The sequence below is a fragment of the uncultured Massilia sp. genome, assembly GCF_913773735.1.
Classification (GTDB): Bacteria; Pseudomonadota; Gammaproteobacteria; order Burkholderiales; family Burkholderiaceae_D; genus Telluria.
The window spans coordinates 38,638-50,694 of record NZ_CAJYEB010000036.1 but is presented as its reverse complement, the minus strand read 5'-3'; the positions used below and the strand labels follow the sequence as shown (position 1 = coordinate 50,694).

Here is a 12,057-nt window from a genome sequence, read left to right as displayed (position 1 = left end):
AGGACGACACGATGTCATCGAATTCTACATTCCCGGCCATGCTGCTGCTGTGCTTCCTGTCCTGCCCGCCGGTGCTGGCGCAGACCGCAAAAGAGCTTGCCGAGGACGCGGCAGCCATCGAAAAGGCGAAAGCGGAAGCGCTCGAGTCACAACTGCGCGCACGACAGGCGCAGTTATCCCTGGAGCAAGCGGACAGGGCCGCGGCGCTGGCATTGGACACCAAGGAGCAGGAGGCTGCGGAAAAGCAGCGAGCGCCTTTGGCCGCGGCGGCAAAGGGCCTGTCCGACATTGCGTTGAAGGGTGCGATCTCGGACGTCGGAGTGACGGGCGTTGCCATCGAAACGAGTGCACTGACCTATCGTGCACTGCTACCGGTCACCGGTCGTATCGCCGCCGAGGTAAATGATGCCATTCCTGCAGCGGCCAGGGGTGTGCTTCTGGCCGACGATTCTCTGTTCCCATTGCTTGCGGCCTATCAGGCTGCTGAGCATTCGCTCAAGACGCTCGGCGGCCAATACAAATCGGCCGTGAACAAGGCTGCGAGCGACTTCGGCTCGCTCAGGACCACGGCCGAATCCGGAACCAGGTCTGGAACAGCGATTCCTTTGGTAATGGAGGGGATTGCAGCGGCGGCTAGCATCGTGCAGGCATTCAAGACGCAAATGAGCGTCGTATCGTCGAGCATGACGGTGGATCCGCTTGCGCTGCAGGCAGCAATGGTACATTCTTGGCGCGCCGCCAAAGGGCAACGCAAGGATATCATCGTGTACCCGGGCCTGGTCGCCGGCTCGGCGACGTCCGAAATCGGTATGCTGGTCGACCAGCTCTCGAGCGACCACGATTGGGCGCTGGCGCTGCAATCCGACATGACCTCGTGGTTGAAAGAGCGCTCGGTTCACGACGCGGCAGAGGCCAAACCCAAGGCCGCAAGGGGCGGGGCAAGCGATAAGGCGGCTTCGGATGCGACAGCGCTGGAAAAAAAACGCGCCGTGGAGGACATCACGACGCTGCTGGCGCAACTCAAGGAAATCGATACGCGAGTCGTGCAGGTCCTCAATGCGCTGAACGCCACAAGCGCGCAGCAACCGGTGAGCCCGCTGGCCCAGTTGATCAGGGTCGGATTCAGCGTCAAGGAGTTACGGCAAGGCGTACCGGTATTGAACTTGAAGGTTGTTGCAGCAGGCGGAAATTCGCTGGCAACGAATAATCTTTTCACCGGAGCTAAATTGTTTCACTCTGGCGGTGCCGTCGTTGCGTATAGCCTGGTCGGCAGCGACGGTTCCGTGCTTGCGGCGAACGTGCTCGATGCGCATACGGGATACGTGCGCATGCCCCGCAAGACGGGGACTGGCCTGGGAAACAGCTGGGATACTCCCAAGGCGGTAGCGGACGCCAGGAACGGCGTGCAGAACGCGGCGCCGGATCCCTGACGGTGTGCTAGCCACTGACCCGGTAGCGGTTGCGTCCGCCTGCCTTGGCCTGGTACAGCAGCGCGTCGGCCACCTGCACCAGGTCGGCCGGCGCGCTGTGGTCTCCCGGCACCATGCAGGCGATGCCCATGCTGGCCGTCAGGCGCGGCGCCGTCGGCGAGGCCGCGTGCGGGATGTCCATCGCTTCCAGTTCCGCCATCAGCCGGTGCGCGACGCCGGTGGCGCCCCGGGCGTCCAGCTGGGGCAGCAGGATCGCGAATTCCTCGCCGCCGTAGCGCGCCACCAGGTCCTGGCTGCGTCCGGCGGCGCGGCGCATCGCCCCCGCGAACTGCACCAGCGTGGCGTCGCCGCCCGGGTGGCCGTAGTGGTCGTTGTAGGCCTTGAAATGGTCGATGTCCACCAGGATCAGCGCCACCGGCAGCCCGGCGCGCCCGCAGCGGCGCCATTCGGCGTCGAGCCGTTCGTCGAAGGCGCGGCGGTTGGCGACGCCGGTCAGCGCGTCGGTCAGGATCAGCGCGCGCAGCGCGTCGCGCTGGCGCTTGACGGTGAGCTGGGTGCGCACGCGCGCGCGCACGACGGCGGCGTTGACGGGCTTGCTGATGAAGTCGGCGGCCCCGGCGCCCAGCGCGCGCGTCTCGTCTTCCGGCGACTTGAGGGCGGTGACGAAGATGACCGGGATGTCGGCCGTTTCCGGCGTCGCCAGCAGTTCCTTGCACACGGCGTAGCCGTCCATGCCGGGCATCACGGCGTCGAGCAGGATCAGGTCGGGGTGCTGGGTACGGGCGATCTCCAGCGCGCGCGGGCCGTCCAGCGCGAACAGGACCTCGTGCTCGTCCTGCAGGGCGCCGTGCAGGATCTGGATGTTTTCCATCGCATCGTCGACCACCAGGATGCGGCCGTTCACGGCCATGTCGGTCCAGCTCATGCATCCTCCTTGTCCAGTATGTCCTGCACCAGCCGCGCCGCCGCATCGAAGCGCAGCGTGGCCACCGCGTCGGCCAGCGCCGGCGCCGCGGCGGGCGCCGCCCGTGCCAGGGCGGCGCGCAGGGCAGCGTGGTGCGCGATGGCCTTCATGTTGTTATTGTGGAGCAAATCGACCAGAACCGCCAACTTGCGGCGCAGCAGGGCGCGGTCGTCGGCCGGCGCCGGGTCGGCAGGCCCCGTGGCCGGCGCCGCGCCTTCCGGTTCCGCCAGCTCGTGCGCGGCTTCCAGCACCACCTGCAGCGCGGCGTCCAGGTTCGCCAGGCGCAGCGCCAGCGCGCCGGCATCTTCCGAGCGCAGCGCCTGTTCCAGTTCCAGCGCCAGGCGCGCCACCTCGGTGGCGCCGAAATTGGCGGCCACGCCGCGCAACCGGTGCGCGCACTGGCCGGCGCGGAGGCGGTCGCCGCGCTCGAGGTGGGCGCGGATCTCGGCCACGGCGTCCGCGTGCGATGCGGCGAAGCGCCGGAACAGGTCGGCAAAGCTGGCGAAGCTGCCGCCGAAGCGCGGCAGCGTGGCCTTCAGGTCGATGCCCGCCACGCGCGCGGGCACCCAGGGCGCGGCGGCGGACGCCGGCGCGGCGAGCGAGGCCGGGACGGCCGCGGCGCCCGCGGCCTCGTTTGGCGCGTCGGCATCGGCGGCGCGCAGCCGTCCGAGCGTCGCCACCAGCTCGTCGACGTCGATCGGCTTGGCCACGTAGTCGTTCATCCCGGCGGCGCGGGCGTTGCGGCGGTCTTCCTCGAGCGCGTTGGCGGTCATCGCGATCACCGGCAGGTCGACCAGGCCCATCGCGCGGATCGCGCGGGTCGCCTCGAAGCCGTCCATCACCGGCATCTGCAGGTCCATCAGCACGGCGTCGTAGCGTACGCCGCCCTCGGCCAGCATGCTCACGGCCACCTGGCCGTTGGCGGCGAAGTCGACGCTGGCGCCGGCGTGCACCAGCACGTAGTTGGCCACTTCCTGGTTCAGCAGGTTGTCTTCCACCACCAGCACGCGCATCCCGGCCAGGCGCGCCGCCAGCCGCGGCGCCGGCTGCGGCGCAGTGGCGCCGCCGCCGCAGCGCAGCTCGGCCAGCACGGCGCGCAGCGCCTGCGGCGTGAACGGCTTGCCCAGGATCGCGTCGATGCGCAGGTCGGCCGCGAGCGCGTCGAGGCGTTCGCGCTCCGGATCGGCCGCGAGCAGGATCCAGCGCGGCAGCGGACCCGGGTGGCCGGCGCGCGCGAACGCGATCACCGAGGCGCCGTCGAGGTCCGGCATGGCGCTGTCGATGAAGGCCATCTCGTACTGCTTGCCGGCGCGCAGCAGGGCCAGCGCCTCGGCGCCGCCGGCCGCGCGATCCACCTGCCAGCCCTGGCCGGCCAGCGCCTCGGCCAGCGCCGCGCGGCTGCTGGCGTTGTCGTCCGCCACCAGCACGGGCGGCGCATCCTGCGGGGCGGGGCAGCCGTCCGGTGCCTGCGCGCCGGCGCCGAACCAGGCCGCGAAGCGGAACGTCGTGCCGTCGCCCGGGGTGCTGTCGACTTCGAGCTCGCCGCCCATCATGGCCACCAGGCGGCGGCTGATGGCCAGGCCCAGGCCGGTGCCGCCGTACTTGCGGCTGGTCGAGCTGTCGGCCTGCGAAAAGGCATCGAACATGCGCTGCTGCTGGGCGGAGGCGATGCCGATGCCGGTGTCGCGCACCGCGAACGCCAGGCGCACGCGCGCCGCGCCATCCACGGTCTCGTGCCCGGCCGGCATGATCGACAGCGCCACTTCGCCGCGTTCGGTGAACTTGACGGCGTTGCCGACCAGGTTTAGGAGCACCTGTTCCAGCCGCATCGGATCGCCCACCAGCGCGCCCGGCACGCCGGGAGCGACCGCGAACACCGGTTCCAGGCCCTTGTTCCAGGCGGCCGTCGCGGTCAGCACGCCGATGTTGTCCAGCACGTCGTCGAGGCGGAAGGCGGTCTGCTCCAGGTCGAGCTGGCCGGCCTCGATCTTCGAGTAGTCGAGCACGTCGTTCAGCATCGACAGCAGCGACTTGGCCGCCATCCGCATGCGCGCCACGTAGACGCGCTCGCGCCGGCCCAGTTCGCCCTCCTCGAGCAGGCGCGCCAGGCCGATGATCGCGTTCATCGGCGTGCGGATCTCGTGGCTCATGTTGGCCAGGAACAGGCCCTTGGCGCTGCTGGCGGCCTGCGCGGCGCGCAGCGCCTCCTCCAGGCGCGACTGGGTGCGTTTCAGCTCGGTGACGTCGGCGTGCAGCATGTAGAAGCCGCGCACGCGGCCGTCCGCGTCGAAGTCCGGGATGTAGTTGCCCCAGGCGTCGATCACCTGGTCGGAGCCGCGCCGCCGCAGCCGCCGCTCGAAGGCCTGGCGCTCGCCGCGCAGCACGCCGTCCAGGTAGGGGCGGACCTGGGTCATCTGCTCCTCGTCCATCAGATCGTGGACGGTGTGTCCGATCACCTCGTCGGGGCGCCTGCCGAGCCAGTCGATGTACGGGCGGTTGGCGAACTGGCAGCGCAGGTCGGCGTCCCAGTAGCCGACCAGGGCCGGCAGGTGGTCGGTGACCATGCGGATCAGCCGTTCGCTGGCCTCCAGGCGCGCGCTGAACGCCTGCAGCGCGGCCTGGGTCTGGACGCGCGCCGTGATGTCGCGGATCGTGCCCTGGACGATGCCCTTGCCGCCGATGTCGACGCTGTTGAGCAGGACGTCGGCGTGGAACAGGCTGCCGTCGGCGCGCCGGTGCACCCACTCGAAGCGGCAGCCGCCGCGGTCCAGGGCCTCGCGCATGCGCGCGTGCTCCAGTTCGTCGGAGCGGCGGCCGTCGGGCTGGAACTCGGGCGAGGCGCTGGCCGGCGACAGCGTCAGCATTTCCTCGACGCTGGCGCAGCCGAACAGGTCGACCGCGGCCTGGTTGGCGCTGATGAAGCCGGCGCCGTAGGCCACCAGCACGTGGGCGTCGCCCGAGCCCTCGAACAGGGCGCGGAACATGACTTCGTTGTCGCGGTTGCGCTGTTCCTGCTGCTTGCGTTCGGTGATGTCGAGCACCACCGCGTTGATCCCGACCAGTTCGCGGTCCGGCCCGTGCACCGGGTAGTAGCTGCAGATCCAGTGGCGCATCGTGTCGGGGTCGGCGGGCGGGGCGCCGCTGTCCTCGATCTCGATCAGCGGGCGGCCGCTGGCCAGCACCTGGCGATACGGCTTCTCGATGGCGACGCCGCGCTCGCCCAGCAACTGCGGCAGCGTGCGGCCGATGTGGGCGGCGGCGGGAATCGCGTTCACCGCCGCCAGGTAGTCGTTGATCATCACGACGCGCAGGTCGCGGTCGAGGAACGCCAGCCCCACCGGCGCGCTGGCGTAGACGGTGCCGAGCAGGGCGTTGGAGCGCTGCAGCTCGTTGGTGCGCGCGGCCACCAGCGCTTCCAGGTTCGAGCGGTACTGCAGCAGTTCGCCTTCGACCTGCTGCAGCGCGCGCGCCACCTGGGCCGCCTCGCGGATCGCCAGCGGCGGGATGTCGAGCGGCTCGCCGCGTCCCAGCGCGGCCGCCGGCCCGGTGAGCGCGTGCACCGACTGGGCGATCGCGTCGCCGATGCGCCAGGCCAGCGCCAGGCTGATCGCCAGCATCGTGGCGATCCAGGCCAGCGTCGTGCCCGGGGCGGGGCCGAGGATGTCGCGCGCCGCGTGGTAGGGGAAGCCGATCGCCACCGTCCAGTCGTGCGCCGCCGTGCGCGCATAGGCCACGTAGATCGGTGCCGTGTTGCCGCCGTCGGCGTGCGGCGGCAGCGTGACCAGGCCCGTGTGCGTGGTCCGCAACGCGGCGGCCAGTTCCCGGCTCATCGGCGCGCCGGTCTCGCGCGGCAGGTCGCCGCTGCGTGCGACCAGCAGGCCGCGCTTGTCGAACACGCGTGCATTCCAGTGTTCCGGCAAGTGCTGGCCGGCCAGCAGTTCGCCGATGCGGCGCGGGCGCAGCTCCACGGTCAGCGCATACGCCACCTTGCCGTCGCGCCAGACCGGCACCGCGATCGAGATCACCCAGGGCTGGTTGCCGGTGCCGCGGTGCAGGCCGGAGATGACGGCGTCGCCGCTGGAGAATACCGCGCGCACGTCGTCCTCGTGGCCGGTGGGCGGCAGCTGGCCGCCGTAGGGATGGCGGGTGTCGAGCAGCGGCGCGCCGTCCGGGCCGCTGAGCAGGTAGGCATACGCCGGCATCTCCGGACGCAACAGGCGCCGCGCGGTGGCGTGGAACGCGGGCAGGTCGCCGCGCGCCAGGCTGCTGTCGATGGCGAGCGTGCGCGCGGCGGTTTCGCCGTTGGCCAGGTCGCGGTCGACGGCGGCGGCCAGCGCGCGCGCGATCATGCCGGCGTCGCCGGCCACGTGGGCGCGCTCGCGCTGGTCGGCATCGGTGGCGAACACGAAATAGCCGATCAGGATCGGCAGGGCGCAGGCGAGCACCAGCCTGACCAGCTTGGCGCGAATGGAGGGAAGGGATCGACCTTGTAACAACTGCAACGCAAACTCCGCAACGGGTGCGGAGCCCCTGCGCCGCCGTAAATATGGTATCCGAGCCATAGCCGCCCGCAAACACCAAAATGCCAGATCGGTACATTTTTCGCCGGAAAGTCGCCCCACATGCAGGATCGACAAGCGATTTTCATACCGACAGCGGCGAAACGCGCCATGCGCGCCCCAAGATGCCCCGAAGACATTTCCAAAAACCGGGCTCTGACCCCGGCTCTGACCCCGGTTTGATGGTTGTCGGAGTCGCGCTGGCGATACGGATCGCACTACCAAAAGTAATTCTTTGAGTAAATTTTTGTGGTTCTGCCGTAAAATTGCAGGAGAAGTCCTACAACGTATCCAGAGGGGTGTCATGGCGAGGCCGGAAAAAGTCAGGCTGGGTGAAATCCTGGTGCAACAGAAGCTGCTGACGGAAGAGCAGTTGAACCAGGCGCTGGCCGACCAGAAGCGCAGCGGGCGCAAGCTCGGGCGCGTGTTCGTCGAGAGCAAGTTCGTTACCGAGGAACAGATCTCGGGTGCGCTCGCGCGCCAGCTCGGCATTCCGTACATCAATCTGAAGTTCTACAACATCAACCAGGACATCGTGCGCCTGCTGCCCGAGACGGCGGCGCGGCGCTTCCGCGCGCTGGTGCTGGAAGACCGGCGCGAGACCGTGCTGGTCGGCGTCTCGGATCCGACCGACCTGTTCGCCTACGACGAGATCGCGCGCCTGCTCAAGAAGGGCATCGAGCTCGCGGTCGTGAACGAAACCGAGGTGCTGCTGGCGATCGACCGGATCTACCGCCGCACCGGCGAGATCACCGGCCTGGCGCGCGAGCTCGAGCAGGACCTGGGCGACACCACCTCGGTCGACTTCGGCGCGCTGTCCGCCAATTCCGGCGTCGAGGAAGCGCCCGTCGTCAAGCTGCTGCAGTCTGTGTTCGACGACGCCTCCCAGGTGCGCGCCTCCGACATCCACATCGAGCCGCAGGACGGGCGCCTGCAGATCCGCTTCCGCATCGACGGCGTGCTGCACCTGCAGACCGAGGCCGACATCAAGATCGCAACGCCGCTGGCGCTGCGCCTGAAGCTCATGGCCGACCTCGACATTTCCGAGAAGCGCCTGCCGCAGGACGGCCGCTTCGCCGTCAAGGTGAAGAACCAGCGCATCGACGTGCGTATCTCGACCATGCCGACGCAGTACGGCGAGTCGGTCGTCATGCGTCTGCTGAACCAGGTCGGCATGAACCTGCGGCTGGACGCGATCGGCATGCCGCCGCGCCTGGTCGAGCGCTTCCGCGCCATCGTCCAGCGCCCCAACGGCCTGGTGCTGGTGACCGGGCCGACGGGTTCCGGCAAGACCACCACGCTGTACAGCGCGCTGGCCGAACTCAATTCGGTGGAGAAGAAGCTGATCACCGTCGAGGACCCGGTCGAATACCGCCTGCCCGGCATCAACCAGGTGCAGGTGAACGACAAGATCGACCTGAACTTCGCGCGCGTGCTGCGCTCGGCGCTGCGCCAGGACCCGGACATCGTGCTGGTCGGCGAGATGCGCGACCAGGAAACCGCCCAGATCGGCCTGCGCGCCGCGATGACCGGCCACCTGGTGCTGTCCACGCTGCACACCAACGACGCCGCCAGCACGCCGCTGCGCCTGATGGACATGGGCGTGCCGCGCTACATGGTGGGCGGCTCGCTGCAGGCCGTGCTGGCGCAGCGCCTGGTGCGCGTGATCTGCGAGAGCTGCACCCAGCCCTACGAGGCGCCGGCGGCCGAACGCGCCTGGCTGCGCGCCGAGCTGGGCGACCGCGCCGAGGCCGTGCCGCTGTTCCACGGGCGCGGCTGCTCGCACTGCAACGGCACCGGCTACCGCGGCCGTACCGGCGTCTACGAGCTGCTGGAGATGACGCGCGCGGTCACCGAGGCCGTCAACCATCCGGACCCGTCGCAGTTCCTCAAGGTCGCGCATGCCGAGATGCGCGGCGAGACGCTGCGCCGCGGCGGCGTGCGCTTGGCGATCCAGGGGCGCACGACGGTGTCGGAAGCCATGCGCATCAGCAACCAGATCGACGATTGAGGCGGAGGTAGCGGATGCCGTTCTTTGCCTACAAGGGGCGCGACGCGCGCGGCGCGCTGATGCAGGGCGTGCTGGAAGGCGCGGACAGCGGGGCCGTGGCCGACCAGCTGTTCGGCACCGGCGTCACGCCGATCGAGATCGTGCCGACCACGCGCAAGGCCACCGCGGGCGCGGGCGCCGGCGACGACGGCCTGTGGGAGCGCCTGACGCGCAAGAAGGTCACCTCGCTCGACGTGCAGCTGTTCAGCCGCCAGATCTACACGCTGCTCAAGTCGGGCGTGCCGATCATGCGCGGCCTGGCCGGCCTGCAGGAATCGAGCACCAACAAGAGCTTCGCGCGGGTGCTGCAGGACCTGCGCGAATCGCTCGACGCCGGCCGCGAACTGTCGGCGGCGATGCGCCGCCATCCCGAATGCTTCAACACCTTCTACCTGTCGATGGTGCGGGTGGGGGAGATGACCGGCCGCCTCGAGGAAGTGTTCCTGCGCCTGTTCGACCACCTGGAATTCGACCGCGACATGCGCCAGCGCGTGAAGACGGCGCTGCGCTATCCGAGCTTCGTGATCGTGGCGATGGTCGCCGCGATGGCGGTCGTGAACCTGTTCGTGATCCCGCAGTTCCAGACGGTGTTCAAGACCTTCCATGCCGAACTGCCGCTGATGACCCGGATCCTGATCGGGACGTCCGAGTTCAGCAAGCAGAACTGGCCGCTGTTCCTGGGCGGCGGCATCGCGGCCTGGTTCGGCTTCAAGTCGTGGACGCGCACGCCCAAGGGCCGCCTGTCCTGGGACCGCATCAAGCTGCGCCTGCCGGTGGCCGGCAAGATCGTCCACAAGGCCACCATGGCCCGCTTCGCGCGCAGCTTCGCGCTGTCGATCCGCAGCGGCGTGCCGATCGTGCAGGCCCTGTCGGTGGTGTCGCAGACCTCGGACAACGCCTACCTGTCCATGCGCATCGAGCAGATGCGCGAGGGCGTCGAGCGCGGCGAGAGCATCCTGCGCACGGCCACGAACGCCGACGTGTTCACGCCGGTGGTGCTGCAGATGATCGGCGTGGGCGAGGAATCCGGTTCGATCGACGACCTGATGGACGAGATCGCGCTGATGTACGAGCGCGAGGTCGACTACGAGCTCAAGACGCTGTCGAGCCAGATCGAGCCGATCCTGATCGTGTTCCTGGGGGTGATGGTGCTGATCCTCGCGCTGGGCATCTTCCTGCCGATCTGGGACCTGGGCCAGGCGGCGCTGCACCGGAAATGAAGGCCAAGCCGCACCGGGCGTTCCGGCCGCAGGAACTGGCGCTGGTCCTGTTGCTGATCGTGGCGCTGGCGGCCTTCATCCTGGCGCGCTTCGACACGTACCGCCGGCATGCGGAAGAGGTCGCGGTGCGCCAGATGCTGGCGGCCTTGCGCCTGGCCACGAAGGTCGAGGCGGCGCGCATGGTCGGCGCGCACGGCCCCGCGGCCCTGCGGGCCATGGCGGGCAGCAATCCGATGCGCTGGGTGGATCCGGCGCCCGTCACCTATCTGGGCGAATTCGACCGGCCGGCAACGGACGAGTTGCCGGTTGGAAACTGGTTGTACGATGTTCGCGACAAAACACTGGTATACGTTGCATTTTCGCGAGAAAACTTTACTTTCAGTGGGTCAAGATTACTAAAATTCAAGGTAGAATTGACGAGTTCGCCTGAAGCGTCCGGGGCACCGGACGCAGGCGGCGCGAGCGTTGGCCTGGCCTTGATTCAGGTCGGTGGCGCGACACCATGATCTTGCGGGACGACCGCGACCTTTCATCATTTCGGAGAGTAGAATGAACAAGAATTTCAAGGCCGGCGCGCAAGGCGGCTTTACCCTGATCGAGCTGATCGTCGTGATCGTGATCCTCGGCATCCTGGCTGCGACCGCGCTGCCGAAATTCATCAACCTGGGCACCGATGCGCGCGTCGCCTCCGTGAGCGCGGCACGAGGCGCGATGTCGACTGGCGCCGCCATCGTGCATGGCAAGTTCCTGATGGGCAGCGCCACCGCGACGTCGGTGGACGTCGACGGCGCCTCGATCCCGGTCGCCAACGGCTACCCGTCGGCGGCCGGCATCGCGCTCGCGGCCGGACTCGATGGCGTCAATGACTACCAAATCACACCGGGCACCGGCACAAGTGCGAATACCGTCACGGTCACCCCCAAGTCGGCCAAGGTGGGTAGCTGCACCGCCACCTATACCGAAGCGGCTTCGGTGACGAGCGGTAGCACCACGACCATCACGGCGCCGACGGTCACCCTCAATACGTCCGACTGCAACTAAGCCGGCACCGCCAGGAGCGCCGCGGACGCGTACGATGTCGCCTTGGCCGCCGCGACGTCCTGACCGCACGGTTGCGACCACTCCTGCCGCCAAGGGCGTGTCCATGAAGACGAACGTTGGCAAGCAGGATGGCTTCACGCTGATCGAACTGATCGCCGTGATCGTCATCCTGGGCATCCTCGCCGCAACGGCGTTACCCAAGTTCATCAACTTGACGGGTGACGCACGCCATGCGACCGTGCTCGGCGCGCAGGCCGCGCTGAGTTCGGCGTCCAACATGATCCACGCCAAGTACCTGATCAAGCCGTCCGAATATGCCACCGAGATCACCATCGATGGCAAGACCGTGCCGATGCGCGCAGGATACCCTGCCGCCAGCCTCGCCTTTGCCGAAGCGGCCGGTATCTCTGCGCCGGACTACGTGCTGCAGTTTGCCAATGGCCTCCTGACCGTTTCGGCGCGCAATGCCAATCCGGACAAATGCAAGGTCACCTACGAGGGGGCGAAAGCCAACGCGAGCACGGGCAGCGTCAAGCCGCCGAAGCTGCAGTTGACCTCGACGCCGGCCGATTGCATGTGAAAGCACGCGGCTTGCTGCGTCATGCGCGGCGTATTGACAACGGCATGCCGGTCAATCGGGCTGGAAAACCGGAAATATTTTTCCCACATGAAAAAATGGTATCGGTTTTCCATTACAGTTGAATATAATCAATAGCCTAGCGATACTTCTTCGAAACTTCCTGACGTCGACCGCCACCGGATGCCTTTTTTTCGTAAAGCAAAGAACAGTGAA

8 protein-coding genes are annotated in these 12,057 nt (G+C 68.2%); 6 read left to right on the top strand and 2 right to left on the bottom strand.

The genetic code is table 11. The annotated features are described in order from the left end of the window. Positions 1-11: 11 nt before the first annotated feature. Positions 12-1,430, top strand: coding sequence for a hypothetical protein (locus QZ749_RS18735; RefSeq protein ID WP_296949805.1), 1,419 nt, complete (start codon positions 12-14; stop codon positions 1,428-1,430). A 7-nt stretch (positions 1,431-1,437) separates the two neighbouring features. On the opposite strand, the gene QZ749_RS18730 is transcribed toward QZ749_RS18735, so the two are convergent. Both QZ749_RS18730 and QZ749_RS18725 read right to left on the bottom strand, forming a co-directional pair. Next, entirely contained in the window at positions 1,438-2,355 is a 918-nt protein-coding gene (locus QZ749_RS18730) for a diguanylate cyclase domain-containing protein (RefSeq protein WP_296949804.1), read from the bottom strand. Beyond that, the gene (locus tag QZ749_RS18725; RefSeq protein ID WP_296949803.1) at positions 2,352-6,896 is read right to left on the bottom strand and encodes a PAS domain-containing protein; all 4,545 of its coding nucleotides are present in this window, start codon (positions 6,894-6,896) and stop codon (positions 2,352-2,354) included. The genes QZ749_RS18730 and QZ749_RS18725 overlap by 4 nt, the downstream gene beginning before the upstream one ends. A 361-nt stretch (positions 6,897-7,257) precedes the next feature. On the opposite strand from QZ749_RS18725, the gene QZ749_RS18720 reads away from it, so the two are divergent. The 5 genes from QZ749_RS18720 to QZ749_RS18700 all read left to right on the top strand — a co-directional run bounded on the left by QZ749_RS18720 (position 7,258) and on the right by QZ749_RS18700 (position 11,844). Further along, complete coding sequence (locus QZ749_RS18720; RefSeq protein ID WP_296949802.1) at positions 7,258-8,964, top strand: GspE/PulE family protein; 1,707 nt, start codon at positions 7,258-7,260, stop codon at positions 8,962-8,964. A 14-nt stretch (positions 8,965-8,978) separates the two neighbouring features. Beyond that, complete coding sequence (locus tag QZ749_RS18715) at positions 8,979-10,223, top strand: type II secretion system F family protein (protein WP_296949801.1); 1,245 nt, start codon at positions 8,979-8,981, stop codon at positions 10,221-10,223. After that, positions 10,220-10,729: a hypothetical protein gene (locus QZ749_RS18710; RefSeq protein WP_296949800.1), complete on the top strand. Its 510-nt coding sequence runs from the start codon at positions 10,220-10,222 to the stop codon at positions 10,727-10,729. Before QZ749_RS18715 ends, QZ749_RS18710 begins: the two co-directional genes overlap by 4 nt. 43 nt (positions 10,730-10,772) lie before the next feature. Next, complete coding sequence (locus QZ749_RS18705) at positions 10,773-11,264, top strand: type II secretion system protein (protein WP_296949798.1); 492 nt, start codon at positions 10,773-10,775, stop codon at positions 11,262-11,264. 103 nt (positions 11,265-11,367) lie between these two features. Then, positions 11,368-11,844, top strand: a complete 477-nt coding sequence (locus QZ749_RS18700) for a type II secretion system protein (protein ID WP_296949797.1) — start codon at positions 11,368-11,370, stop codon at positions 11,842-11,844. Positions 11,845-12,057: the final 213 nt, after the last annotated feature.

What these genes read in the sequence shown, in the direction of transcription:
- QZ749_RS18735 (WP_296949805.1), top strand. Translation starts at nt 12, where the DNA reads ATGTCATCGAATTCTACATTCCCGGCCATGCTGCTGCTGTGCTTCCTG.
- QZ749_RS18730 (WP_296949804.1), bottom strand. Translation starts at nt 2,355, where the DNA reads ATGAGCTGGACCGACATGGCCGTGAACGGCCGCATCCTGGTGGTCGAC.
- QZ749_RS18720 (WP_296949802.1), top strand. Translation starts at nt 7,258, where the DNA reads ATGGCGAGGCCGGAAAAAGTCAGGCTGGGTGAAATCCTGGTGCAACAG.
- QZ749_RS18715 (WP_296949801.1), top strand. Translation starts at nt 8,979, where the DNA reads ATGCCGTTCTTTGCCTACAAGGGGCGCGACGCGCGCGGCGCGCTGATG.
- QZ749_RS18710 (WP_296949800.1), top strand. Translation starts at nt 10,220, where the DNA reads ATGAAGGCCAAGCCGCACCGGGCGTTCCGGCCGCAGGAACTGGCGCTG.
- QZ749_RS18705 (WP_296949798.1), top strand. Translation starts at nt 10,773, where the DNA reads ATGAACAAGAATTTCAAGGCCGGCGCGCAAGGCGGCTTTACCCTGATC.
- QZ749_RS18700 (WP_296949797.1), top strand. Translation starts at nt 11,368, where the DNA reads ATGAAGACGAACGTTGGCAAGCAGGATGGCTTCACGCTGATCGAACTG.